The sequence below is a fragment of the Pseudomonas sp. RW409 genome (assembly GCF_003184125.1).
In the GTDB taxonomy this organism is placed as follows: Bacteria; Pseudomonadota; Gammaproteobacteria; order Pseudomonadales; family Pseudomonadaceae; genus Aquipseudomonas; species Aquipseudomonas chlororaphis_I.
Map to the genome: position 1 here is coordinate 26,166 of NZ_QHHP01000034.1, position 25,267 is coordinate 51,432.

At 64.7% G+C, this 25,267-nt stretch carries 24 protein-coding genes and 1 pseudogene; 6 read left to right on the forward strand and 19 right to left on the reverse strand.

The features are described 5' to 3' along the window. Positions 1 to 46 precede the first annotated feature (46 nt). The 8 genes from DK261_RS16295 to DK261_RS16330 all read right to left on the reverse strand — a co-directional run bounded on the left by DK261_RS16295 (position 47) and on the right by DK261_RS16330 (position 10,243). The gene (locus tag DK261_RS16295) at positions 47 to 3,142 is read right to left on the reverse strand and encodes an MdtB/MuxB family multidrug efflux RND transporter permease subunit (protein ID WP_110176004.1); all 3,096 of its coding nucleotides are present in this window, start codon (positions 3,140 to 3,142) and stop codon (positions 47 to 49) included. Continuing rightward, positions 3,139 to 4,461, reverse strand: coding sequence for an MdtA/MuxA family multidrug efflux RND transporter periplasmic adaptor subunit (locus tag DK261_RS16300; protein WP_041984098.1), 1,323 nt, complete (start codon positions 4,459 to 4,461; stop codon positions 3,139 to 3,141). Before DK261_RS16300 ends, DK261_RS16295 begins: the two co-directional genes overlap by 4 nt. A 175-nt stretch (positions 4,462 to 4,636) precedes the next feature. Beyond that, entirely contained in the window at positions 4,637 to 5,137 is a 501-nt protein-coding gene (gene tpx / locus DK261_RS16305; RefSeq protein ID WP_009048801.1) for a thiol peroxidase, read from the reverse strand. Positions 5,138 to 5,344: 207 nt separating this feature from the next. Further along, positions 5,345 to 5,569: a hypothetical protein gene (locus DK261_RS16310; RefSeq protein WP_235184585.1), complete on the reverse strand. Its 225-nt coding sequence runs from the start codon at positions 5,567 to 5,569 to the stop codon at positions 5,345 to 5,347. Positions 5,570 to 5,953: 384 nt separating this feature from the next. Then, positions 5,954 to 6,622: a DUF3313 domain-containing protein gene (locus DK261_RS16315; protein WP_009048799.1), complete on the reverse strand. Its 669-nt coding sequence runs from the start codon at positions 6,620 to 6,622 to the stop codon at positions 5,954 to 5,956. Between the two features lie 191 nt (positions 6,623 to 6,813). Then, positions 6,814 to 7,779 (reverse strand): hypothetical protein, encoded by a 966-nt coding sequence (locus tag DK261_RS16320; RefSeq protein ID WP_038632152.1) that lies wholly within the window; start codon positions 7,777 to 7,779, stop codon positions 6,814 to 6,816. Between the two features lie 220 nt (positions 7,780 to 7,999). Then, positions 8,000 to 8,494: a DUF934 domain-containing protein gene (locus DK261_RS16325; protein ID WP_110176005.1), complete on the reverse strand. Its 495-nt coding sequence runs from the start codon at positions 8,492 to 8,494 to the stop codon at positions 8,000 to 8,002. A gap of 75 nt (positions 8,495 to 8,569) precedes the next feature. Then, positions 8,570 to 10,243 carry a nitrite/sulfite reductase gene (locus tag DK261_RS16330; RefSeq protein ID WP_016704730.1) on the reverse strand — a complete coding sequence of 558 codons (1,674 nt, stop codon included), beginning with the start codon at positions 10,241 to 10,243 and terminating at the stop codon, positions 8,570 to 8,572. 479 nt (positions 10,244 to 10,722) lie between these two features. On the opposite strand from DK261_RS16330, the gene ccoN reads away from it, so the two are divergent. The 5 genes and pseudogenes from ccoN (at position 10,723) to DK261_RS16355 (ending at position 14,056) form a co-directional block, all read left to right on the forward strand. After that, positions 10,723 to 12,150, forward strand: a complete 1,428-nt coding sequence (ccoN, locus tag DK261_RS16335) for a cytochrome-c oxidase, cbb3-type subunit I (protein ID WP_009048795.1) — start codon at positions 10,723 to 10,725, stop codon at positions 12,148 to 12,150. Between the two features lie 75 nt (positions 12,151 to 12,225). Next, the gene (locus DK261_RS16340) at positions 12,226 to 12,453 is read left to right on the forward strand and encodes a hypothetical protein (RefSeq protein WP_009048794.1); all 228 of its coding nucleotides are present in this window, start codon (positions 12,226 to 12,228) and stop codon (positions 12,451 to 12,453) included. Positions 12,454 to 12,560: 107 nt separating this feature from the next. Then, positions 12,561 to 12,864 (forward strand): annotated as a pseudogene (locus tag DK261_RS33555) (PAAR domain-containing protein); the annotation flags it as partial. Positions 12,865 to 13,016: 152 nt separating this feature from the next. Next, positions 13,017 to 13,640 (forward strand): hypothetical protein, encoded by a 624-nt coding sequence (locus DK261_RS16350; RefSeq protein WP_172666943.1) that lies wholly within the window; start codon positions 13,017 to 13,019, stop codon positions 13,638 to 13,640. A 20-nt stretch (positions 13,641 to 13,660) separates the two neighbouring features. Beyond that, positions 13,661 to 14,056, forward strand: a complete 396-nt coding sequence (locus DK261_RS16355) for a hypothetical protein (protein ID WP_110176006.1) — start codon at positions 13,661 to 13,663, stop codon at positions 14,054 to 14,056. Positions 14,057 to 14,065: 9 nt separating this feature from the next. On the opposite strand, the gene DK261_RS16360 is transcribed toward DK261_RS16355, so the two are convergent. Both DK261_RS16360 and DK261_RS16365 read right to left on the reverse strand, forming a co-directional pair. After that, the gene (locus tag DK261_RS16360; RefSeq protein WP_177411719.1) at positions 14,066 to 14,557 is read right to left on the reverse strand and encodes a hypothetical protein; all 492 of its coding nucleotides are present in this window, start codon (positions 14,555 to 14,557) and stop codon (positions 14,066 to 14,068) included. Between the two features lie 123 nt (positions 14,558 to 14,680). After that, a complete protein-coding gene (locus DK261_RS16365) occupies positions 14,681 to 15,499 on the reverse strand; it encodes a helix-turn-helix domain-containing protein (protein WP_110176007.1) in 819 nt (272 codons plus the stop codon). 79 nt (positions 15,500 to 15,578) lie between these two features. Here DK261_RS16365 and DK261_RS16370 point away from each other — a divergent pair, with 79 nt between their 5' ends. Beyond that, positions 15,579 to 16,277: an aspartate/glutamate racemase family protein gene (locus DK261_RS16370; protein WP_110176008.1), complete on the forward strand. Its 699-nt coding sequence runs from the start codon at positions 15,579 to 15,581 to the stop codon at positions 16,275 to 16,277. A gap of 159 nt (positions 16,278 to 16,436) precedes the next feature. Here the strand turns inward: DK261_RS16370 and DK261_RS16375 are convergent, their stop codons facing one another. From DK261_RS16375 to DK261_RS16415, 9 genes are all read right to left on the reverse strand, one after another. Beyond that, complete coding sequence (locus DK261_RS16375; protein WP_009048788.1) at positions 16,437 to 16,955, reverse strand: GNAT family N-acetyltransferase; 519 nt, start codon at positions 16,953 to 16,955, stop codon at positions 16,437 to 16,439. A 223-nt stretch (positions 16,956 to 17,178) separates the two neighbouring features. After that, positions 17,179 to 18,156 carry a LysR family transcriptional regulator gene (locus DK261_RS16380; protein ID WP_110176009.1) on the reverse strand — a complete coding sequence of 326 codons (978 nt, stop codon included), beginning with the start codon at positions 18,154 to 18,156 and terminating at the stop codon, positions 17,179 to 17,181. 179 nt (positions 18,157 to 18,335) lie between these two features. Then, positions 18,336 to 19,289 carry a peptidylprolyl isomerase gene (locus DK261_RS16385; protein WP_110176010.1) on the reverse strand — a complete coding sequence of 318 codons (954 nt, stop codon included), beginning with the start codon at positions 19,287 to 19,289 and terminating at the stop codon, positions 18,336 to 18,338. Further along, positions 19,286 to 19,780 carry a YbjN domain-containing protein gene (locus DK261_RS16390; RefSeq protein WP_101282371.1) on the reverse strand — a complete coding sequence of 165 codons (495 nt, stop codon included), beginning with the start codon at positions 19,778 to 19,780 and terminating at the stop codon, positions 19,286 to 19,288. Before DK261_RS16390 ends, DK261_RS16385 begins: the two co-directional genes overlap by 4 nt. A 20-nt stretch (positions 19,781 to 19,800) precedes the next feature. Further along, positions 19,801 to 20,463, reverse strand: a complete 663-nt coding sequence (locus tag DK261_RS16395) for a DNA repair protein (protein WP_110176011.1) — start codon at positions 20,461 to 20,463, stop codon at positions 19,801 to 19,803. A gap of 78 nt (positions 20,464 to 20,541) precedes the next feature. Further along, the gene (locus DK261_RS16400; RefSeq protein ID WP_110176012.1) at positions 20,542 to 22,236 is read right to left on the reverse strand and encodes a putative porin; all 1,695 of its coding nucleotides are present in this window, start codon (positions 22,234 to 22,236) and stop codon (positions 20,542 to 20,544) included. Between the two features lie 43 nt (positions 22,237 to 22,279). Beyond that, positions 22,280 to 22,987, reverse strand: coding sequence for a TonB C-terminal domain-containing protein (locus DK261_RS16405; protein ID WP_016704718.1), 708 nt, complete (start codon positions 22,985 to 22,987; stop codon positions 22,280 to 22,282). Positions 22,988 to 22,991: 4 nt separating this feature from the next. Beyond that, positions 22,992 to 23,417, reverse strand: a complete 426-nt coding sequence (locus DK261_RS16410; RefSeq protein WP_023964687.1) for a biopolymer transporter ExbD — start codon at positions 23,415 to 23,417, stop codon at positions 22,992 to 22,994. An 11-nt stretch (positions 23,418 to 23,428) separates the two neighbouring features. Beyond that, entirely contained in the window at positions 23,429 to 25,258 is a 1,830-nt protein-coding gene (locus DK261_RS16415) for a DUF2341 domain-containing protein (RefSeq protein ID WP_110176013.1), read from the reverse strand. Positions 25,259 to 25,267: the final 9 nt, after the last annotated feature.

Here is a 25,267-nt window from a genome sequence, read left to right on the forward strand (position 1 = left end):
GCAGGCTTTGACTTGCGGCTTGAAGCTTGAAACTTGTAGCTCGCCGTCATACCACCACCTCTTTCGAGTCAGGCTTGCCAAAGCGGCGTCCCAACCGATCGAAATACAGGTAAATAACAGGCGTGGTAAACAGCGTGAGGATCTGGCTCAGCAACAGGCCGCCGACCATCACCAGGCCCAGAGGCTGGCGCAGTTCGGCGCCGGAGCCGGTGGCCAGCATCAGCGGCACGGCGCCGAACAGCGCGGCCAGGGTGGTCATCAGGATCGGCCGGAAACGCAGGAGCGCCGCCTGGTAGATCGCCTGCTCCGGGGCCATGCCCTGGTTGCGTTCGGCGTCGAGGGCGAAGTCGATCATCATGATCGCGTTCTTCTTGACGATGCCGATCAGCAGGATGATGCCGATGATCGCGATCATGCCCAGGTCGTTGCCGCTGAGGATCAGCGCCAGCAAGGCCCCCACCGCCGCCGACGGCAGCGTGGAAAGGATGGTGATCGGGTGGATGTAGCTCTCGTAGAGCACCCCCAGCACGATGTACATGGTCACCACCGCCGCCAGGATCAGCAGCAAGGTGCTCGACAGCGAAGCCTGGAACGCCTGGGCCGCGCCCTGGAACTGGGTCTGCACGCCCACCGGCATGCCGATGTCCCGCTGCACCTGCTCGATGATGTCCACCGCCTGCCCCAGGGCCACGCCGGGCGCCAGGTTGAACGACATCATCACCGCCGGGAACTGGCCGATATGGGCGATGGCCAGTTGCGCCTGGCGCTCCTCGACCCGGGCCAGGCTCGACAGCCGCACCTGGCCGCCGTCGATGGTCTTCACATGGATCTGTTCCAGCGCCTGCGGGCCGATGCTTTCCCCGGCCTGGGCCTGCAATACCACGCGGTATTGGCTGGCCTGGGTGTAGATGGTGGAAATCTGCCGCTGGCCGAAGGCGTCGTACAGCGCGTCGGTGATGTTCGACACCGAGACGCCGATGCGCGAAGCGGCGTCGCGGTCGATCACCAGGTACACCTGCAAACCCTTGTCCTGCAGGTCGCTGGCGACGTCGGTGAGTTCTGGCCGGTGGGCCAGGGCATCCACCAGGCGCCCGCTCCACAAGGCCAGCAGGTCGGCATCCGGCGACGACAGGCTGAACTGGTACTGGGTACGGCTGACCCGGTCCTCGATGGTCAGGTCCTGCACCGGCTGCATGAACAGGCGGATGCCCACCAACTGGTCGACCTGCGGCTGGATGCGCGCAATCACTTCGGCGGCGCTGAGGTCGCGTTCGCGGTGCGGCTTGAGGTTGATCAGCAGCCGGCCGCTGTTGAGGGTGGCGTTGTCGCCGTCGACCCCGATATAGGACGACAGGCTTTCCACCGCCGGGTCGGCCAGGATGATTTTCGCCAGGTCCTGCTGGCGCTGGCTCATGGCGGCGAAGGACACCGACTGCGGCGCTTCGGAAATGCCCTGGATCACCCCGGTGTCCTGCACCGGGAAGAAGCCCTTGGGCACCACCATATACAGGAACACGGTCAACGCCAGGGTGCCGACGGCCACCAGCAGGGTCAGCGGCTGGTGCTTGAGTACCCACTGCAACCAGCGGCCGTAGCTGGCGATCAACCAGTCGATCCAGGCGCCGCTGGCGCGGTAGAACCGTCCCTGTTCTTCTTCCTTGGGCTCACGCTTGAGCAGGCGCGCGCACATCATCGGCGTCAGGGTCAGCGACACCACCAGGGAAATCAGGATCGCCACCGCCAGGGTGATGGCGAACTCGCGGAACAGCCGCCCGACCACGTCGGCCATGAACAGCAGCGGAATCAGTACGGCGATCAGCGACAGGGTCAGCGACACCAGGGTGAAGCCGATCTGCTTGGCGCCCTTGAGCGCGGCCTGCATCGGGCTGTCGCCCTCCTCGATGAAGCGCGAGATGTTCTCCAGCATCACGATGGCATCGTCGACCACAAAGCCGGTGGCGATGGTCAGGGCCATCAGGGTCAGGTTGTTGACCGAGAAGCCCGCCAGGTACATCACGCCGAAGGTGCCGATCAGCGACAACGGCACGGCAATCGACGGGATCACCGTGGCGCTGGCCCGGCGCAGGAACAGGAAGGTCACCATCACCACCAGGGCGATGGCGATCAGCAGTTCGTGCTGCACGTCGGTGACCGAGGCGCGGATGGTCTGGGTGCGGTCGGTGAGCACGGTGACGTCGAGGCCCGCCGGCAGGTTGTCGGTAATGCTCGGCAGCAGCGCCTTGATCCGGTCCACCACCTCGATCACGTTGGCCCCGGGCTGGCGCTGGATATTGAGCAGCACCGCCTGGTTTTCATTGGCCCAGGCCGCCAGGCGTTCGTTCTCGGCGCCGCCGACGATCTGCGCGACGTCCTTCAAGCGCAGCGGCGCGCCATTCTTGTAGGCCAGGATCAGCTCGGCGTAATCCTTGGGCGAAGTCAGCTGGTCGTTGGCGTCGAGCATCGACACCCGGGTCGGGCCGTCGAAGTTGCCCTTGGGCTGGTTGACGTTGGAGGCGCCGATCAGGCTGCGCACGTCCGCCAGGTTGAGGCCATTGGCCGCCAGGGCCTCCGGGTTGACCTTGACCCGCACCGCCTGGCGCTGGCCGCCGGCGATGCTGACCATGCCGACGCCGCTGATCTGCGCGATCTTCTGCGCCATGCGGGTATCGACCAGGTCGTTGAGCTTGGGCAGCAGCATGGTCTTGGAGGTGATGGCCAGGGTCAGCACCGGGGTGTCCGCCGGGTTGACCTTGTTGTACACCGGCGGCGCCGGCAGATCCGTGGGCAGCAGGTTGGTCGCGGCATTGATCGCGGCCTGCACCTGCTGCTCGGCGACATCCATATTGATGTCGAGGTTGAAACGCAGGGTCAGCACCGAGGCGCCGCCGGAACTGGTGGAGGCCATCTGGGTCAGGCCGGGCATCTGGCCGAACTGGCGTTCCAGGGGCGCGGTGACCGCGCTGGTCATCACGTCGGGACTGGCGCCGGGGTACAGGGTCATCACCCGGATGGTCGGGTAATCGACCTGGGGCAACGCCGAGACCGGCAGCAGGCGATAGGCGATCAGGCCGGCCAGGACAATGGCCAGCATACTCAGGGTGGTGGCTACCGGACGGAGGATGAACAGCCGCGAGAGGTTCATGCGCCGACCTTGCTCGCCGGGGCGTCAGCGGCCGGGGCAGGCGTAGTCGCCGAACTGGCCGGCTTGCCCTGCAGGTGCTGGGTCGGGGTGGTCGGCACTTCCTCGGTGGTGTTCACCACCTCCACTTCGCTGCCGTCTTTCAGGCGGTCGGTGCCTTCCAGCACCACGCGATCGCCGGCTTCCAGGCCGGCCTTGATCACGGTGGAGTCGCCGTTGCTGTCGCCGACCTGCAACTGGCGGATCTTGACCTTGTTGTCGCCGTCCAGGGCGTAGACGAAGGTGCCGTTGGTGCCGAACTGGACCGCCGCCGACGGCGCCAGCACCACGTTTTTCAGGGTGTCGGCGAGCACGCGCACGTTGACGAACTGGTTGGGGAACAGCACCTGGTCGCGGTTCTCGTAGCGCGCCTTGAACTTCAGGGTGCCGGTGGTGGTGTCGATCTGGTTGTCGAGGCTTTGCAGCACGCCGCTGGCCTGCAGTGTCTGGTCGCCGCGGTCCCAGGCTTCCACCGGCAGCCTGGCGCCGCTGCGATAACGCTCCAGCACCCTGCTCAGGTTGTTCTCCGGCAGGGTAAAGGCAACGCTGATCGGCTGGGTCTGGGTGATGATCGCCAGCGCGGTGGTGTCATTGGCCGCCACCAGGTTGCCGACGTCCAGCTGACGCAGGCCGACGCGGCCGGTGATCGGCGCGCGGATCCTGGTGAATTCGAGATTGAGCTTGGCGTCGTTGACCGCCGCCTGGTTGGTCTTGACCGTGCCCTGGTACTGGCCGACCAGCGCCGCGGCGGTGTCCAGGGTCTGCTTGGCGATACTGTCCTGGGCGTACAGGCCGCGATAACGCTCGTAGTCGACCTGGGCGTTCTTCAGCTGGGCCTGGTTCTGCAACAGCGTGCCTTCGGCCTGGAGCAAGGCGTTCTGGTAAGGCCGCGGATCGATTTCCGCCAGCAGGTCGCCGGCCTTGACCATCTGCCCTTCCTCGAAGGCCACCTTGACCAGCTCACCGGCCACCCGGCTGCGCACATTGATGGTGTTCAGCGCGGTGACGGTGCCCAGCGCCTTGTAATACAGCGGGAAGTCCCCGCGCGTGGCCGGTGCCACCCGCACCGGGATCGGCCCGCTCGCGCCACCGAACCCTGGCCGCATCGACCCGCTGCGCCCGGTGTGTCCGACGGCAGCCTTTTGCCCGGCGGCATCCTTGTGGGTGGTCGAGGCCGGCCAGAATTTCCAGCACAGGCCGACGATGGCCAACAGGACAAGCAGGCCGAGCAGCCAGCGACGGGAGTTGCGGGAAACGGAGGATTGCATGGAATGATCAACCATTGGGCGCGAGGGGATCTTTTTCAGAAGGCTGAAAGATAAGCACTGGCCGGTGTTTAGCAAAGCGCCTTTACCGGCAATTTACCTTGGGCTTACGTTTGCAAGTGTCTGCTAAGCCACTGAAGCACAAATAAAAACGGCCTGGACAGGGCCAGGCCGTGAATAATTGTAAAACCTGTTACTTCAGAACGGCCAAGGCCGCGTCGTAGTTAGGTTCTTCAGCGATTTCCTTGACCAGCTCGCTGTGCAGCACGGTGTCGTTCTCGTCCAGCACCACCACCGCGCGGGCGGTCAGGCCGGCCAGCGGGCCGTCGGCAATGGCCACGCCGTAGTTTTCGATGAACTCACGGCCACGCAGGGTCGACAGGTTCTGCACGTTTTCCAGGCCTTCGGCGCCGCAGAAACGGGCCTGGGCGAACGGCAGGTCAGCCGAGATGCACAGCACCACGGTGTTGTTCAGGTCGTTGGCCTGGGCGTTGAACTTGCGCACGGAGGTGGCGCAGGTCGGGGTGTCGACGCTTGGGAAGATGTTCAGCACTTTGCGCTTGCCGGCAAAGCTGCTCAGGGTGATGTCGGCCAGGCCGGCGCCCACCAGGGAGAACGCTGGCGCCTTGGAGCCGGCTTGTGGCAGTTGGCCATTGACTTGAACCGGGTTGCCTTTAAGGGTGACTTGAGCCATGAACGGAGTCCTTTTAAACGATTGTCATTGAACAGCTGTAAAGAACATCGAGAGGCCGGAAGTTAAACATGAAACGCTCCGGCTACCTATGCCCGGGATACAAATTGTCGCCCTTTTGCGCCCTTGAGTGGATACAGGACGCGAGGCTGTCGCCATCCAGCCCGCAGGCTCGAAGCGACAGTCGTCAACCCGGCCAGCGCGCTGACCTCACGTATAACCAGCGTCCATGTCGCCGGTATGACACCCCCACATCCCGTGCCGAAAGCTGAACTGGCGTCCGGCACTGAGCCGCAGGCTATCGATACCCACACCTTTCACAGGGCTGATGCGCCCGGGAAAGATCTTCGGGAAGTTGGCGCCGTCAAGGCAGAAATCCAGCGCCTGGGCCGGGCTGAGACCGGCGATAAAAGTCGTGCGTCCGACCACAGGCATGCCAGCAAAGCTCCTTGAGAGCATCAATAATATGTAATTAATAACATCACAAATATTCTATAACTATATGTTTTTATTAAATTTGTTACTCTTGATAAATCACATTAACTTAACCATTCAAAAAACACGGAAATCATCACCATTCACATGAACATCCAGGCAGGCCTTGAAGCTCCGCTGCCATTCGATCCAGGAGCCCGTCACCCTGCTGCGGACGGAAAAAACCTGCCATGGACAATGCCGTCGGCAGGCCTTGTGCCCTCGCCTCGCCAGCGAAACCTGTGCTTTTGATTGACTGCCGGCCCTGCTCGGTGAAGGGGTCAGGCACCCGCCCTGACCCCGACGCAGTGGGCAAAAAAATGCTCGGGGATACCCCGGCCCCAACTACTTTTTCAGTTTCTTAAAGGACTGGTGCAGGTCTGAGGCCCAGCCGTCGATGACGTTTTTCACGTCCGCAGGCTGCATGACCTGGGTGTCGTTCTGCAGCGGCTTGCCGCTGCCCTTGCGCACCACCTGGGCGATCACCTTGTTGTTGCCGCCGTCGATGAACTGCGCCTCGGTACCCAGGGTAGTCTCCTGGTCGCGGATTCCGCTGGCCGTGCTCACCGCCGCCGCCACCAGGGCGATGGGAATGATTTCGTAGGGTTTCAGGCCTTCGGTCTTGCTGCTCACGGCGGTGATCGCCGCGCGCACCACAATCACGCCTGGCCCCGGTGCGCTGGCCAGCGGCATGGCCTGGCCGATCTCGCGCTTGAGCGCCTCGTCGTAATAGCGGTTGATACCGTACAAGGTGTTCTGCGGGATCTTCACCGTCGGCTGCGGCTTGGGATAGAACTGGGTGGGCTCGATATAGACGCTGCTGTACTGCTTCAGGTCCAGCTTGGGATCGACCCAGCGCATCACTTCTACGCCCGACGGCGACTTGGCCTCCTTGAGCTGGCTGTAGTCGCCGAGAAAACCGGAATACTCGTCGGGCTGGGTGACGTTGCTGGAACAGCCCACCAACCCGAGGGTGGCCAGGCACAGCGTGCTCATCATTGATGCGAGCTTCATGGGGTAACTCCTGTCAGAAATCCGGAAGCGCTACTGGTTTGAGGAAATTTAGGTATAGCCAATAGCGGGCATATCAGCACAGCAAAAGCGGATTAATCGCCAAAGCAGGCCAGAGAATTCTTGTCGGATCGGACAGATACAGGTGCGGCGTCAAAGCCGCACCTTGCCCAGGCCCGTTACCAGCCCGTCCGTTACCAAGTCGTTCCGCGCCTTGCCGCCGCCTCGCGCCGAGCGTCGATGCGCATGGCCTTGAGCAGGGAAAAGGTCCCGGCCAGGACGATCACCGCGCCAAACACGAAGTCGATGCCGTACAACTGATAGTCCTGCAGCGGCCCAACCAGGAATACCCGGACCGCCGCCACGCCCAGCAGCGTGGCGAGAAAGTCGATGGTCGGCTCGTCGCGGTACAGCACCATCAGCAGCGGCAGACACAGCACCAGCAACAACAGCAGCACGATGATCTTGAACGAGCCTTTACGCTCGATGCTGAAGGCGCACTCGCTGGCACCATAGGCCGGATAGTCGCCGGGCTGGACCAGGCTGTTCTGCTCGGCGATGTAGTCCGCCGGGTTGTACATCCGGGTCGGGGTGAAGGTATTGGACAGGTTCATCTGCGTGGTGATGCGCTTGAACGGCAGGTCGACCTGCTCGTTGCCCTTGAGGATGTACAGCACCGGCTTGTAGCCGTAACGGTAGACCTCGAAGGGAAACCGGCTGGACTCGCCGATCACCCGGATCGGCCGGCTTTCCAGGTCTGCGTAGGCGTTCTTGTGCGACGAATTGAAGTTGCGGTTCAAGGGCTTGACCTTGACCTCTTCAAAGAACAACGGCGGCAGGCTGTAGGTGGACTGCAAGGGTTCCAGGCGCAATTTCAGCGGGTAGCGGCCCAGTTCGTAGCGGTTGTAGGTGCGTTCGGAAACGTTGACCTCCCCCGAGACCCTGAACTCGCCCTGGGTGCTGTTGGTGACCCTGAGCAGCAGATAGTCGCGCTTGAAGGAATGCGGCGAATCCGCGGCGGGGCCGCACCAGCCGTAGCTGTCGAGGGGGTCGCCGAGGCGCCCGCTGCGGGCATCCTGGTACACATAGAAATAGCCGACCCACAGGGTCAGGATCAGCAACAACGAAAACAACCCGAGTATCTTTTTAGCAACGCTCACAGCCGCGACTCTCTTCCATGGATGGCCCATGCCAGGCACGCCTGCGACTGATCGCCGGACGCCGATCCCTGGCTCCTTCATAAGGGGTGGGACTCTACCAAAGTGCCATCAGCGACCCAAGGACAAATGCCCCTGGCGGCCAGACAATGGCCGTTGCCTGCCCTGTTCACGGGCGACGGTGAGCATCGATGGAAGCGCCGGCCGGTGCCGGCGCCTCTCTTCAGCGCCTCCGGAACAGCGGCCGCGGCTCGATCGCCGAGCGCCCGTAAAGCACACTCATGCCCGCCAGCCCCTTGAGGGCGTCGTCGGCGCATTTGTCTTCGCGGATGGCAAAGCTGTCAAAACCGCATTGGCGCATATGGCTGAGCTGGTCGCGCAGCACATCGCCCACCGCCCGCAGTTCGCCCATCCAGCCCAGGCGGGTGCGCAGCAGGTAGGCCTGGCTGTAGGCGCGGCCGTCACGGAAGCTGGGAAAATCCAGGGCGATCAGCGGGATCAGCTTGAGCCAGGGCCTGAGGCTTTCCACCTCATCGTCCGGGCCGAGCCAGACCCCGTCCCGCGCCGGCTCGTGCTCGGTGCGGCGGATCAGCCAGCGGGCCAGTGGCAAGATCAGCGCCCCCTCGGGCAGCGGGCCGTCCACCTCGCGCACCAGGTTCCAGGGATCGTCCTCGACCCGCCCAGCCTGGCCATCCTGCAAGCGCAACAGATTGTTCATGGTTTTAGTCTCTCGCTCACGGCTGTAATTCCTCGCTCACGGCTGTGCTTTCTGTTGCCCGGTCGCAGTGCTGGCTCATGGCTGTGCCTCCAGCACTTTCGGATAGACCCGCTCCTTGAACGGCTCCAGGCCGATGCGTTGCACGGTATCGACGAACAGCTCCTCGCTTTCCCGGTAACGCACGAAGGTGGCGATGATGCGTTCGATCACCCCGGGCACTTCCTCGGCGCTGAACGACGGGCCTATGACCTTGCCCAGCGCGCTGTGCTTGCCCTGGGCGCCGCCGAGGGTGATCTGGTACCACTCGCTGCCGTTCTTATCGACGCCGAGGATGCCGATATTGCCGATGTGGTGATGGCCGCAGGCGTTCATGCAGCCGGAGATGTTCAGGCTGATGTCACCCAGGTCGTGCAGGTAATCCAGATCATCGAAACGCGCCTGGATCGCCTGGGCGATGGGGATCGACTTGGCGTTGGCCAGGGCGCAGAAGTCGCCGCCGGGACAGGCGATGATGTCGGTCAGCAAGCCGACGTTGGCGCAGCCCAGGCCCTGCTCGCTCGCTAGCCGCCACAGTTCATGCAGCGCGGCCTTGGGCACGTCCGGCAGGACGATGTTCTGTTCGTGGGCGATACGGATCTCGCCAAAGCCGAAGGCCTCGGACCACTCGGCCACCGCCTCCATCTGCGCCGCCGTCACGTCTCCGGGCGGCGAGGTGCTGCCGGGTTTGGTCGACAGCACCACACTGGCGTAGCCCGGCACCTTGTGCGGCTTGACGTTGTGCGCCACCCAGCGCTCGAAAGCCGGCTCCTCGGCCAGGCGGCTGCCGTAGTCGAGATCGGTGGCTGGCTGGCGCTCGTAGAGCGGCGGGATAAAGGCACTGGCGACCCGCTGGTATTCGGCCTCGGTCAACTGCGCCGGGCCGTCCTTGAGGTGCTGCCACTCCTCCTCCACTTCCTTGGCGAAGGCCTCGATGCCCAGGGCCTTGACCAGGATCTTGATCCGCGCCTTGTACTTGTTGTCGCGCCGGCCGTGGCGGTTATAGACCCGCAGCACCGCCTCGACATAGGACAGCAGGTGCTGCCACGGCAGGCCGTCGCGGATCTGCTGGCTGAGGATCGGCGTGCGCCCCAGGCCGCCGCCGACCATCACCCGCAGCAGCATCTGCCCGCGCCAGTCGCGGTACAGGTACAGGCCGATGTCATGCATCATGATCGCCGCCCGGTCCTCGCGGGCCGAGCAGATGGCGATCTTGAACTTGCGCGGCAGGAACAGGAATTCCGGGTTGATGGTCGACCACTGGCGCAGGATCTCCGCCAGGGGCCGCGGGTCCATCAGCTCGTCGGCGGCCACCCCGGCGAAGGCTTCGGTGGTGATGTTGCGCACGCAGTTGCCGGAGGTCTGGATTGCGTGCATCTCGACACCGGCCAGGCGTTCGAGGATGTCCGGCACCTGGGCCAGCTCGATCCAGTTGAACTGCATGTTCTGCCGGGTGGTGAAGTGGCCGTAGCCGCGATCGTAGTCGCGGGCGATGCTGGCCAGGGTGCGCATCTGCCGCGCACTGAGGGTGCCGTAAGGGATGGCCACCCGCAGCATGTAGGCGTGTTTCTGCATGTACAGGCCGTTCTGCAGGCGCAGCGGCAGGAACTCTTCTTCGCTCAGCTCGCCAGCCATGAAGCGTTCGACCTGATCGCGAAACTGCGCCACCCGTTCAAAGACCAGGGCCCGGTCGTACTCGTCATAGTGATACATGTCACGGCCTCATCAGTGCTGACCCCAATCCCGCCCCTGAAGCCACTGCAATCCTGTAGCCGCTGCCGAGCAACGCGAGGCTGCGACCGAGCGCGGAGCGCTCGCAATCCGGACGACGCGGTCTGGCTGACAGAACACATGTGTCGGTCTTTGCGGCTGCTTTGCAGCCGATCGCAGCCTCGCTGCGCTCGGCAGCGGCTACAGGGCTACAGAGCCACGGTGGTTATGGCATTCCAGGGGTGATCCGGGGGTTTTGGTGTGGCGGTGACTATGCCCTTACGGCTCAGAGCGTTACAGATTCAGGTAAAAACTAAAAAACCGTATCAGCCGGCCCCGGACCTGTACCGGCAGGCGGGCAAATCTGATCCGTATTAATGGTTTTTTTCTGAGCCTGTTTTGTTTCGCCGCTGCTTTCTACAGTGCATGGCATGCCAGGCCGGGTGGCCTGGCAAGCCTTTGCAACCGTGGAAGCATTGACCATGAGCACAGCAACAATGGAACCGGCCTACAACTACAAGGTGGTGCGCCAATTCGTCATCGCCACCGTGGCCTGGGGCGTGATCGGCATGGCCATGGGGGTGTGGATCGCCTCCCAGCTGGTATGGCCGCAAATGAACCTCGACCTGCCCTGGACCAGCTTCGGCCGCCTGCGCCCGCTGCACACCAGCCTGGTGATCTTCGGCTTCGCCGGCAGCGCCCAGTTCGCCGCCAGTTACTACGCGGTGCAGCGCACCTGCCAGGTGCGGCTGTATTCCGACAAGCTCGCCGCCTTCACTTTCTGGGGCTGGCAGTCGGTGATCCTGATCATGCTGGTCACCCTGCCGCTGGGCTACACCACCACCAAGGAATACGCGGAAATCGAATTCTCCGGCGCGGTGTGGATGGCCGTGGTCTGGGTGGTCTACGGCATCGTGTTCTTCACCACCGTGGTGCAGCGCAAGACCAAGCACATCTACGTCGGCAACTGGTTCTTCGGCGCCTTTATCCTGGTGATCGCCATGCTGCACGTGGTCAATCACCTGTCGATCCCGGTGGACTGGTTCAAGTCCTACCCGGTGTACTCCGGCGCCACCGACGCCATGGTCCAGTGGTGGTACGGCCACAACGCCGTGGGCTTCTTCCTCACCACCGGTTTCCTGGGGATGATGTATTACTTCGTGCCCAAGCAGGTCGGGCGCCCGGTGTATTCCTATCGCCTGTCCATCGTGCACTTCTGGGCGCTGATCACCCTGTACATCTGGGCCGGCCCGCACCACCTGCACTACACCGCCCTGCCGGACTGGGCGCAATCGCTGGGCATGGCCATGTCGCTGATCCTCCTGGCACCGAGCTGGGGCGGCATGATCAACGGCATGATGACCCTCTCGGGCGCCTGGCATAAATTGCGCACCGACCCGATCCTGCGCTTCCTGGTGCTGTCCCTGGCCTTCTACGGCATGTCGACCTTCGAGGGGCCGATGATGGCGATCAAGACGGTCAACGCCCTGTCCCACTACACCGACTGGACCATCGGCCACGTCCACGCCGGCGCCCTGGGCTGGGTGGCGATGATCACCTTCGGCGCCATCTACCACATGGTGCCCAAGGTCTTCGGCCGTGAGCAGATGCACAGCATCCCGCTGATCAACCTGCACTTCTGGCTCGCCACCATCGGCACCGTGCTCTACATCGCCTCGATGTGGGTCAACGGCATCACCCAGGGCCTGATGTGGCGCGCGGTCAACGACGACGGCACCCTCACCTACTCCTTCGTCGAAGCCCTGCAGGCCAGCCACCCGGGTTTCATCGTGCGCTTCGCCGGGGGCGTGTTCTTCCTCAGCGGCATGCTGCTGATGGCCTACAACACCTGGCGCACCGTGCGCGTGGCCGACCCGCGCCTGGCCCTCAGCGACGCCCAGATCGCCTGATCGCCCAAGAGCACGACGCGAGCCACACCCGGCCCGCGTCGTTCATCCCTCTCCTGCAGCACAGCGAGCCCTCCGATGATCGAATTCGCCCTTGACCTGCTCGGCGTGACCTTCCTTTACCTCAGCATCGGCTACTGCCTGCGTCATCAATCGGCCAAGAGCCTCGACGACGCCAGCCTGATCCCCTTCGCCGACGACCCGGACGTGGCGCGCCGGGTGGAACTGGCCACCGGCAAGAAGATCGACGCCGTGGCGCCGGAACCGACCGAAGCCCGGCCGGGCTGGGGCAATGTAGAGATCTGACCCCGCCTCGCAGCCTGACCGCCGCTGTAACTGCAACGGAGCCCGATTGGCCAACGGCGGGTGTTTCGCTTAGTCTTCGCCGCTGAACAAACACGGACGTTTCTAGAATGAGCGGAAAACCGGCCGCGCGGGTAACCGACCCGACTTCCTGCCCGATGCCGGGCCACGGCACCAACCCCATCGTCAGCGGCTCCCCCGATGTTTTTTTCGACGGCCTGGCACAACGACTAGAGCGCCTGCGGTGCGGTGATCGTCGGTGGGGTGTCGGCAACCGTCTTCATCAATGGCCGCAATGCCGCGGTACAGAGCAGTACCGGTGACCACGGCAGCATTATCGTCGGCGGTTCGGGCAGTGTGATCATTGGCGATACCGTTACAGCGGCGCCCGTCAGCGCGGTGTCGGCGATGCCGAACACAGCTGCCGTCGTGGCCGCCCTGCTGCCTCCCGCGCCTTCTGCCCCGCAGGCCGCAGCGCTGACTGGCGCGCCAGCTGTAGCAGCGCTGACCCCGACCAGAAAGAGACCAGCCTCTGCGGTCCGGCCACCTTCTTCTATGCCTTGTTGATGGATCGCCCCGACCTGTACGCAAAAGCCATCACCGAGCTCTGGGAAACCGGTGAAACGACCATCGGGCAGTTGCACATCAAGCCGAGCCACGGCGCCTGCAATCCAAAAAACTTCAGTCACGGTGCAGAAGGTGACCGCATCTGGGCTATCGACTGGATCACCCTGGCCAGCTTGCGTGACAGTGAAAACATATTGTTCGCCTATGACGAACCAGATGACATGTTCTCTGGGATCACCCTGCCCGCGGGGCTCAGAAAATGGTTCAAGCAAGCAGGAGCCGAGATCCTTTTCGACAACACCCAGTTCTCGTCCCATATAAACCAGAATCAGTTGAGCGAACTGTTCCAGTACATTCGCCCCGGTACTCATGTCGCGACCCTTATCGGCGCGGGGATGCTGGCAGCCAATGCAGGGCAAATGAAAAACCACTGGGTTACCTGGGAGCAACCGGCAAAAACCTTATCCGGCCCCATCACCCCGGCCACTGCACCGAGTGACACCATCAGTTCCTCGAGGATCTTTTCCTGGGGTGAGTTGTTGCATCAGATCCCAGCGGGATCGACCCTGCAGACCATTCTCAAATACATATACGGCGGCCTTGTGTTCAGCAAGATCCCTTGAACGGCCCCCAGGAAACTCCCATGAAGCGCGCACTGATTTCCGCTATTGCTCTTTCACTCATGCTCAGCGGTTGTGGGCTGGGATTTGTTCCCGGCTGCTATACCCGTCCGGATCTCACAATGCAGCCAGAGACACTGCCCAGTGCCGTCGCCGGCCAGCCGTTCAGCGTCAAGCTGGAGGTGGTGGGCGCCGATACGCCGCTGACCGGTTTTTATATCCACCCCGACTACCCGTTGCCCGAGGGGTTGGAACTGAGTTACCAGAAAAGAACCCATTACGTGCTGATCACTGGCAAACCGCTGACGCCGGGCACCTATACCATCAACGCGTATGCCAGTAGCTACGGGACTCAATGCCCAGGGCAGAAAGCGCAGAGGATCTATCAACTCAAGGTGCTGCCAGCTCCGCAGCCCTGATCCCTGACCTCACCCACGCTCCCGGGGAATCAGCACCTGCAGCTGCGACGCCAGGAAGTTGCCGTCGAAGGTGAAGACGTCGGGTTCCTTCAGGCCATTGGCCTTGCGCCATTGCCAGCTGCCGTCGGGCAGGCCCACCAGGGACACGCTGCCGTAACGCGCGGCGGTCAGGCCCATCACCGCCAGGGAAATCTGCCCGGCGGCGCCCATCACATCGGGCACGAACTCCACCGGTTTGCCGGCGATGACGATGGTCAGTTTCTCGGTCTTGAAGGTCGAGGTTTCCACCGGGACGCTGGGGCTGAAGGCCACGTAGGGTTCGCGAGTCAAGGCCAGCAGGTCCGGCATCAGCACCGGCGCCAGCCACTGCTGGATATGGTCGAACAGCTCATTGATACGGTTCGTCCAGACCACCGACTGGCTTTCGAACAGCTGTTTCTTGTGGGCTTCGCTTTCGGCGTAGTGGCGAAGCATCTCGCCCAGTTGCTGTACGTCGTCCATGTTCATGCCTCTTCGAGGAACCGCGATTGCGGAACTCGATCATGGCAGATGCACGCCCGCGTCGTATGACTAAAAGCCGAACCCTGGCGGCACGGCTGCCGAACGGTGAACGCGCGCTCGCCCTCAGCCCCGCCCGCCGCGGAGGGCGCGGTACTGGCTGGGGGTCAGGCCGAGGATCTTGCGAAACGCGCTGCCCATATGGGACTGGTGGGCGAAGCCGGTTTCCAGGGCGATGGCGGCGAGCGACAGGTCGCTGTGCTCGATCAGCCGGCGCGCCGCCTGGACCCGCACTTCGACCATCCAGGCATGGGGCGTCATGCCGATGGCGCGGGTGAAGTCGCGCAGGAACCGCAGTTCGTTGCGCCCGCTGCAGGCCGCCAGTTCAGAGAGTGACAGGGGCTCGGCGAACTGCTGGTCGATCAGTGTCAGCACCCGGCTGAACTCGGCGCGCCTGGCGGTCTTGGCGGGTGGTTGGTCGAAGGCGGCCAGGCCGGCGAACTGCAAGGCGCATTGTTCCAGGGCCAACTGATCCTGGTTGGGGTCCAGCAACAGCCGCCGCGCCTGCCGTCCCAGCGCCAGGGCCCTCGCATGTCCTGGCAGCTGCAGACGCCGCGAACCGCTGGCGATATCCAGGCCCTGTGGTTCGGCCAGCCAGCGCAGCAGCAGGTATTCACCGCCGTGGGGCGACTCGGAAAACACCTCGACCCCGGCCGGGGTCAAGGCCAGGGTCCCCGGCCAGCTGTCGAAATCCTCGCGCCGGTCGCTGCCGATGGCATGCACGCCCCGCTGGCGTTCCAGGCTCACGCCGAGGCTTTGCCACTGCAACGGATCGCGCGCACTGTAGGCCGCGCGCGGCAGCAATTGCAGGTCGAGCGTGCCGCCCAACAGTTCGCGACGCGGCAACTCGTAACCCTGGGCCTTGTCGCTCAGTGCGCCGGGCATATGAAATTTCTTGATAGATCGCGGGGCTGTGCCACGGGACACTCTCGACACTCAGGTTTATCAGCAACAGGAGCTGTGTATGCGCACCATCGGCCTTATCGGCGGCATGAGCTGGGAGTCCAGCGCCGAGTATTACCGCCTTATCAACCAGCAGGTACGGGACCGTCTCGGCCCGCTGCGTTCGGCGCGGCTGCTAATGTACAGCGTCGACTTCGGGCCTGTCGAACAGGCCCAGCACGCCGGGCGCTGGGACCTTGCGGCAGAGATCCTGGTGGATGCGGCGCGCCGCCTGGAGGCCGGTGGCGCCGAGTGCGTGGTGCTCTGTACCAACACCATGCACAAGGTCGCCGAGCAGATTCAGGCCGTGCTGTCGGTGCCCTTCCTGCACATCGCCGACCCGACCGCCGAAGCCGCGCTCGAGGCTGGAACCCTCAGCGTGGGCCTGCTGGGCACGGCCTTCACCATGGAACAGGATTTTCTCAAGCAGCGCCTGGTCGATCGCGACCTCAAGGTGCTGGTGCCGGACGCAGTGGACCGCCAGGCCGTGCACCGGATCATCTACGACGAGTTGTGCGTGGGCGTCATCAGCGACAGCTCGCGCCAGCGCTACCAGCAAGTGATCCGGGCCCTGATGGAGCGCGGCGCCCAGGCCATCATCCTCGGCTGCACCGAGATCGGCCTGCTGCTCAAACCGGAACACAGCCCCCTGCCGCTGCTGGACACCACCGTGCTGCATGCGCGGGCAGCGGTGGCGTTTGCCTTGGATAGAGGGGCGTAGCGCCAGATCGTGGATCATTGGCCACCGCAAACCTGTAGCCGCTGCCGAGCTCCAGCGAGGCTGCGATAGGTCCGAAGGACCTCAGCAATCTGAAGTCCGCCGCGCCCGTTCCGGGCGATCGCAGCCTCGCTGGCGCTCGGCAGCGGCTACAGGGGCGAATCAGGCCTGGGGCGTGCGGCGCAGGCGCGCCATGCTCAGGACGTCGACGTACTGGCCGTCGCGCACCGCGTAATCACGCAGCAGACCTTCGCGCTCGAAGCCGAACTTGCGGTACAGGCCCAGGGCGGCTTCGTTGTCGGCGAACACCGTCAGTTCTACCCGATGCAGGTTCATCCAGTTGTCCGCCACGTCCAGCACCGCCGCCAACAAGCGGCTGCCGACGCCCTGGCCCTGCCATTCCACCGCCACGCCCATGCCGACGCCGCCGCAATGGGCGCGGCGGATGCGCGAGTACTGCTCGATGCTGCAACTGCCGATCACCGTGCCCTGGTGCAGCGCCACCAGCGATACCAGCCGTTCGTTGTTCGGCGCCAGGCGATTGCGCCAGACCTCGGAAGGTTGAAACGGCATTTGCAGGGTCTGACAGGCGACCGCAGGGTCGTTGTACAGCGCGGTGATGCCCTGCACATGGGCTTCGCTGAAACGTTCGATGACGATGGTGGGGGTCTCGGCGGGCATAAAGTCTTCCTTGGTTTATGCAGTAGGGCCGTCGAGTGTAGAGCGCCAGTGGCACGGGTGGCGAGAGGGAGCGTGTTGCAGGCGCCTTCTCCGGTACAACCGCCCTCCTGCAGGAGCCAGCTTGCTGGCGATTAGGCCAGTAGGTCTTGCGCCGTCCTTGAGATTGTTTCGCGAGCAAGCTTCGCTCCTACAGAAGCAGGGCGAAGCAGCAGCGTGCCGGCGGCTATTCAAACCATTCGCTGCGCTCATTGAAGGTGTGCAGGATCAGCTCCACCAGCATCCGCACCTCGGCGTCGTGCTCCACTTCGGCATTCACCGCCATCCATACCTGACGCGGCATGGCCTCGTCGAACAGCCCGGGCAAGGCCGTCAGGCCGCGGTCGAAGCGGCTCATGTAATGGGGCAGCAGGCCGATGCAGGCGCTGCAACGGATCATCTCCAGCATCAGCGCGTAGGAATGCACCTGCACCACCCCCGCCAGGCGCTGCTCCACCAACTGGTTCCACGGTCGCAACGGCTCGACCTGACGATCCTGCTGCCACTGCACCAGCATGTAGTCGGCCAGGTCGTCCAGGCTGTCGGGGCGCGCGGCGACCCGCGAGTAACGCTTGGCGATATGCGGCAGGTAGTCCAGGCGCACCAGCGGCTGCGGCGGACTGGTGACGAAACTCGGCCCCGGTGCCGGCGAATCCACCCCGCCCAGCCACACCACCACGTCGGCGCTGAGGGCCCGCAGCGACAGCTCGCTGTCGATGGAGATGATCTCCAGGCGCACGCTGGCGTTGCGCCGCAACAGGGAAATCAGGTCGCGGCCGAGGATGTCATGCAGGATCGACTCGGCCACCGCCAGGCGCAGCAGCGGCTGTTCGAGCACCGGCAGCGTGCGTTCGTGAGCCAGGGCGATCAGTTGCGCCTTGAGTTGCTGGCCTTCGCGGCTGAGGCTCAGGGCGCTGCCCTGGAAGCTGAACAAGGAGCGACGCAACTGTGCCTCCAGGTGCGCCAGCTGTTTGCGCAGCAGCGTCGACTTGATGTTCAGGCTGCGCGCCGCCTGCATGAAGCAGCCGCAACGGGCGGTGACCAGGAAATACTGGGCCAGCTCCGGCTCGATCCCGGCGGCCAGGGCCAGCCAGGCTTCCCGGGGTTCGGCCGGAGCGATGTAGGGTGTGATGCCCGAGATCGGGACGGGTTCCAGAAAGGACATGGGTGACTCCCTGTCGTGTGGGTGATGGCATCCATTGCACATTGTTCATAGCAGGTCGGACGGCGTTGCCGTCCATCGCGAGCAAGCTTCGCTCCTACAGGGGGATTGCGTTGCTTGTGTAGGAGCAGCCGGTCGACGCTCGATTGCTCGCGATAGCGATATCGGCCACACCGCCCTACTTACAGTTTCTCCTCCAGCACCTTGTTCAACTGCGCGCCGTCGATACTCAGGGTCGCAGTGTCGAGCATGCCTTCCAGGTAGGCCTTGGCGATCTGCTCCTGGCGCTGGGCTCGCAGGGCCTGGGTCAGGCGTTCGCGCAACTCGTCCAGGGTCGCGGTGCGGGCCGGTTGCTGCTCGGTCAGCTTGAGCACATGAAAACCCGCCGCGCTCTGCACCGCATCGGACACCGCGCCGACCTTCAGGCGCGCCACCGCGCCGCGGACCTCGGGCACCAACTGCTGCAACGGCTGTAAACCCGAGTCGCCGCCGCGCCGGGCGCTGTTGGGCTCCTGGGAATACTGGCTGGCCAGGGCGGCGAAGTCGCCGGGGGCGGCCTGGGCCTTCTTGCTCAGTTCCTGGGCCTGCTTGCGCGTTGCTTCCAGCGCCTGCGGGTCACTCACCGCGAGGAAGATCTGGCTGACCCGGTACAAGGCCGGGGTCTGCCACTGCGCCTTGCCCGCGTCGTAGGCCTGCTGCAACTCGGCCTCGCTCGGGTAACCGGCCGGCACCTGGCTGACCGAACGCAAGTAGTCGCGAAAGACAATCTGCTCGGTGGCCACCCGGGTCTGCAAGGCCACGTCCGGACGCTGGCGCCAGCCCTGGGCATCGGCCTGTTCGAGCACAGCCTTTTCCGCCAGGCGGGTGCGAATCCAGTTTTCCAGGGCCGGGCGATTGCCCCGCAGCTGCTCGCGGGACGGCTCGGGCAACGCCGCGAACAGCGCCTTGAGCTCCTCCGGCGCCACCCGCTGGTTACCCAGGCGCGCCACCGCCGGGCCATCGTCGACCGGGCTGGCGGCCATCGGCCTGGGCTGTTGCGCCGCCACCGGGTCGCTGCCCGGGCGCACGCCCAGCCACACCGCCAGCGCCACCAGGGCCAGGGCTCCGACACCGACCATCAGGCTTGGCTTCTTCACTGCGCAGGCACCTCGGCGGCCTCGGGCGTTGCCTCAGGCGCATCGGCCTGGGCCTGCAGGCGTGCGGCGTGCTGGCTGTAGTCGCGCAGGTAAACGATGAATTCCTGCAACAGCCGATCCCAGAGTTCCAGCTGGCTGCGCAGGTGATCGTGGCTGACCCCGGCCACCACCACGTCCATTTCCATCACCAGGAACTCGCCCTGCACCGAGAGCCGGGCAAAGCGTCGCGAGGCGTTCCACAGTTCGGCCAGGCCCGCCGGCAACTCGCCCTGGACCCGCAGCGCGCAGCTGAAGGTGAAGTCCACATAGCGGCCCGGTTCAGCACCCACCGCGTTGCCGAAGCGCACGGCGTAGCCGATGCCCTGGCTGGCGCTGAGCAGTTGCACGATGCCGTTCTGGTCGGTCTGATTGACCCGGTAGCCGGCGCCTTGCAGCAGTTCGGTAAGGCTCTGCGGGGTGACGCTGGCGATCAGTTGGGTTGGTTCAGTCATGCTCGATTCTTCCCTGATATTCAGTGGGTGCTCGCTGCCTGGGGGGCATCGAACTGGGTCTTGTACAAGTCGTCGCCAAAACCCTGGGCCAGTTCCTCGAACTTGACCCGGGCGCCGCCGGCGAAGGGCTGGCGGATTTTCATCACCTCGGCCACGTCGATCTTTTCGTAGGCCGCGAGGATCTGTTTGGCCACGCCATACATCTGCTGATTCTTGACCGAACATTGCTGCACTTGTGTGTCACGTTCGCTCAATTGCGCCTGGAGCCGGGCCCGCTCGGCCTCTTTGGCCCGGGCCATGACCAGCAACTCGTCATAGGCCTTCTTGAACTTGCCGATCTGCTCGCTGCTGGCGGCCATCTGCGCCTGGGCCTGGCTGTGCAGGTTCTGCTGCTGGCCGGCCAGCTGCTCGGCGACGCCACGGGCCTTGGCCAGGTCGGCGCTCAGTTGCTTGATCTGCGCCTGCGCCTGCCTGGCCTGGTTCTCGGCGGCGATGCGGGCGGCGCTGGCCTGGGCCTGTTCGCTCTGCAGGGCCTGCAACTGCTGGGTGGTGCTGCGCAACTGGGTGCGCAGGCGCTCCTCCATGCCTTCGGCGCTGGCCCCGCTGGCCAGCAGCACGCCCAGGGTCAACAACAGGCCGCGCCTCAACAACAGGCAGCGCCCTGCCCTGGCTCGCGTGTTCATCGCCGTGCTCCTCATAGCCGTACATTTCATCGCCGTGCTTTTCATCGCAAGACTGGTCATGACAATGCCCCTTGCGCCCTAGAAGCGCGTGTTGATTTCAAGCTGCAAGACATCGATGTCGAACGGCGCGCCGTACACCGCCTCGGAGCTCAGCCAGCGGCCGGTGGCGAAGACGTTCTTGGCCAGGCCGTAGTTGCCGCCGAGGAAGTAACCCTTGGCGTTGGTGCCGCCGAGGTGGAACGAGGAGTCGTTGAAGCCGTCAGGCAGCGCATCGGGCTGGATGTACTTGTAGCCGGCGAACAGGTTCCAGTCGCCCTGCTTGGCCAGCTCCAGGCTGTTGCCCAGGGTGAACTGCACCATCCAGGCGTTGGCGCCGCTTTCCAGCTCGCCGTTGCTGTCCAGGTTGTTGACGATCTGGCCCTCAGAGCGCTTGCGCATCTCGCCTTCGTCGTAGCCCAGGTTGTGGATGTAGTTGGCCTGGCTGCGCAGCTTGAAGTTCTCCGGCAGGTCGGCGTCCCACACCAGGTTCAGGTCCAGCAGGTTGAACTCCGAGGCCAGGCCGACGAACTGCGGCTGCGCGGTGGCGGCCGGGTTGAGCGGGTTGGGCGTGATGTCGCGCAGCAGGAACACACTGTTGCCCTTCTGCATGAAGGCCACGCGGCTGCCGTCACTGTCGCAGCCCGGCGCCCCGGCCCAGGGTTCGCAGGCACTGGAGCGCTGGCCTTCGATGTCGTCGAAGCGGTAGTAGGCCAGCGCGCCCTTGAGCCGGTGGTTGCTGTTGATCGCCCAGTTGGCGCCGATCTGCGCGCCGTACAGCCATTTGTTGTCGCTCTCTTCCTTGTCGAAGCCGTTGCTGGTGGAGGTGTCGTTGGTGTACTCCACCGGGAACGCGCCGACCGTACCGAACAGGCCCCAGTCACGATTGAGCTTGTGGTTGAAGATCGCCGCCACGCCGTCGAAATTCAGGTCGTTGGAATACAGCAGGTCGGTGGAGAAGAACGGGTTGGCGATCCGCCCGCCGGTCAGGGTCAGCTCGTCGGTGGCCTTCCAGGTCAGGTAGCCCTGGTCGAGCCAGATGTCCTTCTTGCCGAACCCGCCGCCCAGGTTCTGGGTGGTGGACACCGGGTTGTTGTCCGAGCCGGTGCCGATGCGGATGCCGGCGGTCCAGTCCTCGGCGACCTGCGCCTTCATGCCCAGCCGGGCGCGCAGGCGGAACAGGTTCTCGCGGTCCTCGCGGGTGTTGAGCAAGGGCGGCAGGTTGGAGCTGCTGTTGGGGTTGACGTCGTATGGGCCCTTGTCGTTGAGCTTGGCGAAGTCGACGATCTCGTTGCTGTTGCTGCCCGAGTAGTAGCGCGACTCGTCGCGCAGGCGAATGTCGCCGTCGAAGCTGATGCGCGATACCCAGTCCGGGAAAGTGTTGGGCTGGGCCCAGTTTTCCTGCTTGGCGGTAGCCATGACCTCGGCCTTGACCTGGTCGCGGATCTGGTCGCGGACAATGGCCGGCACGTATTGCACCCGCACATCCCCCGGGGTCGCCGCCGGCCCTGCCGCCACCGCGGTGTTGGCCTGGCGCGCCTGCTGCGCTTCGCGCTCGGCCTGGGCGATCAGGCCGTCGGCCTGCTCCTGTTTCAGCACGCCCTGCTGCACCAGCAAACGGATCAGATTGATCGTGGCGTTTTCCGAGGGCGCGGCGGGCGCGGCCGCTACCGGTCCCACCAGGGTCGCGATGACCATGCCGATCGCCAGGGACAATCGATTCACGTTGGAAATCATTTGCACACAGCTCCTTTTGGCAAAACTTGCATCAGTCGTTCGGTTAACCCGGACGCCGCCCCTGCAGGGACAGGCGTACAGGCAAGGTCAGGGAGGCCGGCGGCCGTTCCGTCAGGTGCGGTGCGCCGCGCAAGGCGGCCAGCACCAGGGTGTCGATTTGCGGGTTGCCGCTGGACTTGACCAGCTCGACCCGGGTGATCTCGCCGACGGCGCTCAGCCAGACGTCGGTTTGCAGCGAAAAGGCCTGGTTGCGCAGGTCCGGGTTTTCCCGCAGCACGCGCTGGAAGGTGAAGGCCAGGAACTGGCTGTAGGTGCCGTTGCCCAGGCGCCCACCGCCGGAGCCGGCCATGCCGCCGCCCTTGCCGGCGCCGATGTTGAAGGCGTCGCTGCCGGCCTGGGCATCGCCATCCATCTGCATCGGGTTAGCCAGATCGTCCACCGGCGACGGCGGCGCCTCTTCCTCGGGCTTGACCTGTTCCGGCTCCGGGGTCGGTTCCGGTTCGGGCACCTTCTCCTCGACCGGCGGCTCCGGCTCCTTGGGTTTTTCCGGCGGCGGTGGCGGTGGTGGCGGCAACGGGATGATGGTCGGCACCTTGGGCGCCTCGCGGCGCACCCCGCTCATGTCGTTGGCCCACTGCCAGAGCAGCCAGGCAGCGCCGGCCCCCAGCAGCAGGCCCACGCCCCACTTGAGCAGGCGCGGCGCCGTGCGGTTCTTCACGGGCGGCAGGTGGATCGGTTGTTGTGCGGTCATGGGGTCAGCCCTGGCTCGGTTTGCCGGTGACCAGCCCGACCTGGGACAGCTCCAGCCGGCGCAGCAGGTCCAGGACCTCGATGACCTTCTGGTACTGCACCGTGGCGTCGCCGCGCACGATCACCGGGAAGTCCGGGTTCAGGGCCTTTTCCATGCGCAGGCGTTCTTCCAGCTCCGCCAGGGTCACCGGGTAGGCGTCGAGGAACACCTGGCCGCCGTCGTTGACCGAGATCGCCTTGGTCTTGGCCTCGGACAGCGACACCGAGGCGCTGGCCTTGGGCAGGTTGATCTGGATCCCGGAAACCTGGGCGGTGGCGGTGAGGATGAACATCACCAGCACCACCATCAGCACGTCCACCAGGGGCGTGATGTTGATGCTGTCCACTGCCGCGTCGTCATCGTCGTCGTGGGAGGCGTTCACAGAAGCCATGACGTTTCTCCTCAGGCCAGCACGCTGGCGTTGGCGTTATGCCCACGCGCGGGCGCGGCTTCACTTGACTGGCCGGCGCCATGCAGCTCGGCCAGGCGGGTGATGAACTCGTCGACGAACACCCGCATGTCGGCGCTGACTTCCTTGTTGCGGGTAATCAGCCGGTTGTAGCCAAACAGCGCCGGGATCGCGACGAACAGGCCCATGGCGGTAGCCAGCAGGGCCGCGGCCATGCCCGGGGCGATGGCGTTGATGTTCACGTCGCCGGCCATGGCCGTGCCGAGGAACACCACCATGATCCCCAGCACCGTGCCCAGCAGGCCGATGTAGGGCCCGCCGGCGATGGCGTTGGACAGGGTCGAGAGCTTGGAACTGAGTTGCTGGTTCTCGCGGGTGCGCACGCCGTCCATGGAGCAGCGGATGGCTTCGATGGTCGCCGCCGAGACCGACGAGGTGTCGGCGCCCTGCTCGCGACGGGTGCGGATCTCCTGGACCGCCACCTGGTACAGGCGCCACAGCGAGGAATGCTCCAGGCGCTGGGCCAGTTCGCGGTCGTCGGCGAACATTTCCAGGCGAGTGCCGACCCGGGCGAACTGCTCGCGGAACAGCTGGTTGGCGCTACTGACGCGGCCGACCATGCGGTTCTTGCGGATCATGATGATCCACGACTGGAACATCATCAGCACCAGCACCGCGATGATCACCCAGGCATCCACCGGCACCGCCTTGAGCAAGAAGCCCAGGCTGCCGAAACCGAAGCCCGACTGTTCTTCATCGACGCCGTACACCACCAGCTTCGACTCGGCGCCCTGGGCCGCGGCATCGGCCAGCAGCAGGCCAGCGGGACGGGCCACCTTGGATAGGCGCAGCTCGTCGATGGCGCCGTTGAACGGCAGGAACGCACTGGCCTCGGTAGCGGCCTCGGCCCCCGCTACCGGCGGCAGGTCGGCACCGATAGCCAGCGGCGAATTGAACGCCGGCAGCGCCACCGCCAGGCGGGCGCTTTCGCGGCCATTGACCCACAGCGCCAGCTGGCTGCCCTGAGCGGTCAGGGCCAGGTGCTGCCACTGCCCGGGATTGAGCGGCTGGGTCGACACCGCGCGCTGGCCGTCGACCTCGACAAAAGGCCCCCCCTGGTTGACCCCGATCAGCAGGCTGCTCGCCCCTTCACGCCGGGCCAGCAACAGTTGCTCGCCGCTGGCCTGGTCCAGGCGCAGCCAGGTGCTGAAGGTAAAGGCACCCTCGGCGCTGTGTTGCAGCGACGGGCTGGCCGGCAACAGCAGCGGCTGGCCGTTGAACTGCAAGGCCCGGCCGATGACCCCGTCGATGCTCGCGCCAGTGGCGTTCTGCGCGTGGTTGCCGTAGGCCGTGGTGTCCCTGGCCGGGGTGCCGTTGGCGCCGTCGAAGTGATAGAGGGCGATGTAGTTCGGATCGAAGGTCAGCTGGCCGTTGGCGCTGGCCGGGGCCTTCTGGTTGCCGTAGTACATCCAGATGTCCTGGCGCTGGCCGCCCTCCACGTTCGGCACATCGACCCAGACCAGGGCCATGCCCATCAGCGGGTCGAAGCTTTCGATCTGGTGGTTGAACACGGTCTTGTCATCGGCGCTGACGAAACGCAGGTCGGAGCCGTCTTCCTTGACCCCGTCGAAGCTGAAGTTGCCGGTGTGCAGGCGCACCAGCAGCGCGGTGCGGCCCAGGGCCTGGTTGATGGCCGCGCCTTGCGGCGTGGTGTCGATGGAGATCTGCTTGCGGTAGTGCCAGTCGTCCTGCCACCACGCCTGGGCCGTCGCCGGGAGCACGAAGCCCAGGCAGATCAACAGGGAAATCAGTAAGCGCTGCATGAAAGTTAC

What these genes read in the sequence shown, in the direction of transcription:
- DK261_RS16295 (WP_110176004.1), bottom strand. Translation starts at nt 3,142, where the DNA reads ATGAACCTCTCGCGGCTGTTCATCCTCCGTCCGGTAGCCACCACCCTG.
- DK261_RS16300 (WP_041984098.1), bottom strand. Translation starts at nt 4,461, where the DNA reads ATGGTTGATCATTCCATGCAATCCTCCGTTTCCCGCAACTCCCGTCGC.
- tpx (WP_009048801.1), bottom strand. Translation starts at nt 5,137, where the DNA reads ATGGCTCAAGTCACCCTTAAAGGCAACCCGGTTCAAGTCAATGGCCAA.
- DK261_RS16310 (WP_235184585.1), bottom strand. Translation starts at nt 5,569, where the DNA reads ATGCCTGTGGTCGGACGCACGACTTTTATCGCCGGTCTCAGCCCGGCC.
- DK261_RS16315 (WP_009048799.1), bottom strand. Translation starts at nt 6,622, where the DNA reads ATGAAGCTCGCATCAATGATGAGCACGCTGTGCCTGGCCACCCTCGGG.
- DK261_RS16325 (WP_110176005.1), bottom strand. Translation starts at nt 8,494, where the DNA reads ATGAACAATCTGTTGCGCTTGCAGGATGGCCAGGCTGGGCGGGTCGAG.
- DK261_RS16330 (WP_016704730.1), bottom strand. Translation starts at nt 10,243, where the DNA reads ATGTATCACTATGACGAGTACGACCGGGCCCTGGTCTTTGAACGGGTG.
- ccoN (WP_009048795.1), top strand. Translation starts at nt 10,723, where the DNA reads ATGAGCACAGCAACAATGGAACCGGCCTACAACTACAAGGTGGTGCGC.
- DK261_RS16340 (WP_009048794.1), top strand. Translation starts at nt 12,226, where the DNA reads ATGATCGAATTCGCCCTTGACCTGCTCGGCGTGACCTTCCTTTACCTC.
- DK261_RS16350 (WP_172666943.1), top strand. Translation starts at nt 13,017, where the DNA reads ATGGATCGCCCCGACCTGTACGCAAAAGCCATCACCGAGCTCTGGGAA.
- DK261_RS16355 (WP_110176006.1), top strand. Translation starts at nt 13,661, where the DNA reads ATGAAGCGCGCACTGATTTCCGCTATTGCTCTTTCACTCATGCTCAGC.
- DK261_RS16360 (WP_177411719.1), bottom strand. Translation starts at nt 14,557, where the DNA reads ATGGACGACGTACAGCAACTGGGCGAGATGCTTCGCCACTACGCCGAA.
- DK261_RS16365 (WP_110176007.1), bottom strand. Translation starts at nt 15,499, where the DNA reads ATGCCCGGCGCACTGAGCGACAAGGCCCAGGGTTACGAGTTGCCGCGT.
- DK261_RS16370 (WP_110176008.1), top strand. Translation starts at nt 15,579, where the DNA reads ATGCGCACCATCGGCCTTATCGGCGGCATGAGCTGGGAGTCCAGCGCC.
- DK261_RS16375 (WP_009048788.1), bottom strand. Translation starts at nt 16,955, where the DNA reads ATGCCCGCCGAGACCCCCACCATCGTCATCGAACGTTTCAGCGAAGCC.
- DK261_RS16380 (WP_110176009.1), bottom strand. Translation starts at nt 18,156, where the DNA reads ATGTCCTTTCTGGAACCCGTCCCGATCTCGGGCATCACACCCTACATC.
- DK261_RS16390 (WP_101282371.1), bottom strand. Translation starts at nt 19,780, where the DNA reads ATGACTGAACCAACCCAACTGATCGCCAGCGTCACCCCGCAGAGCCTT.
- DK261_RS16395 (WP_110176011.1), bottom strand. Translation starts at nt 20,463, where the DNA reads ATGAACACGCGAGCCAGGGCAGGGCGCTGCCTGTTGTTGAGGCGCGGC.
- DK261_RS16400 (WP_110176012.1), bottom strand. Translation starts at nt 22,236, where the DNA reads ATGATTTCCAACGTGAATCGATTGTCCCTGGCGATCGGCATGGTCATC.
- DK261_RS16405 (WP_016704718.1), bottom strand. Translation starts at nt 22,987, where the DNA reads ATGACCGCACAACAACCGATCCACCTGCCGCCCGTGAAGAACCGCACG.
- DK261_RS16410 (WP_023964687.1), bottom strand. Translation starts at nt 23,417, where the DNA reads ATGGCTTCTGTGAACGCCTCCCACGACGACGATGACGACGCGGCAGTG.
- DK261_RS16415 (WP_110176013.1), bottom strand. Translation starts at nt 25,258, where the DNA reads ATGCAGCGCTTACTGATTTCCCTGTTGATCTGCCTGGGCTTCGTGCTC.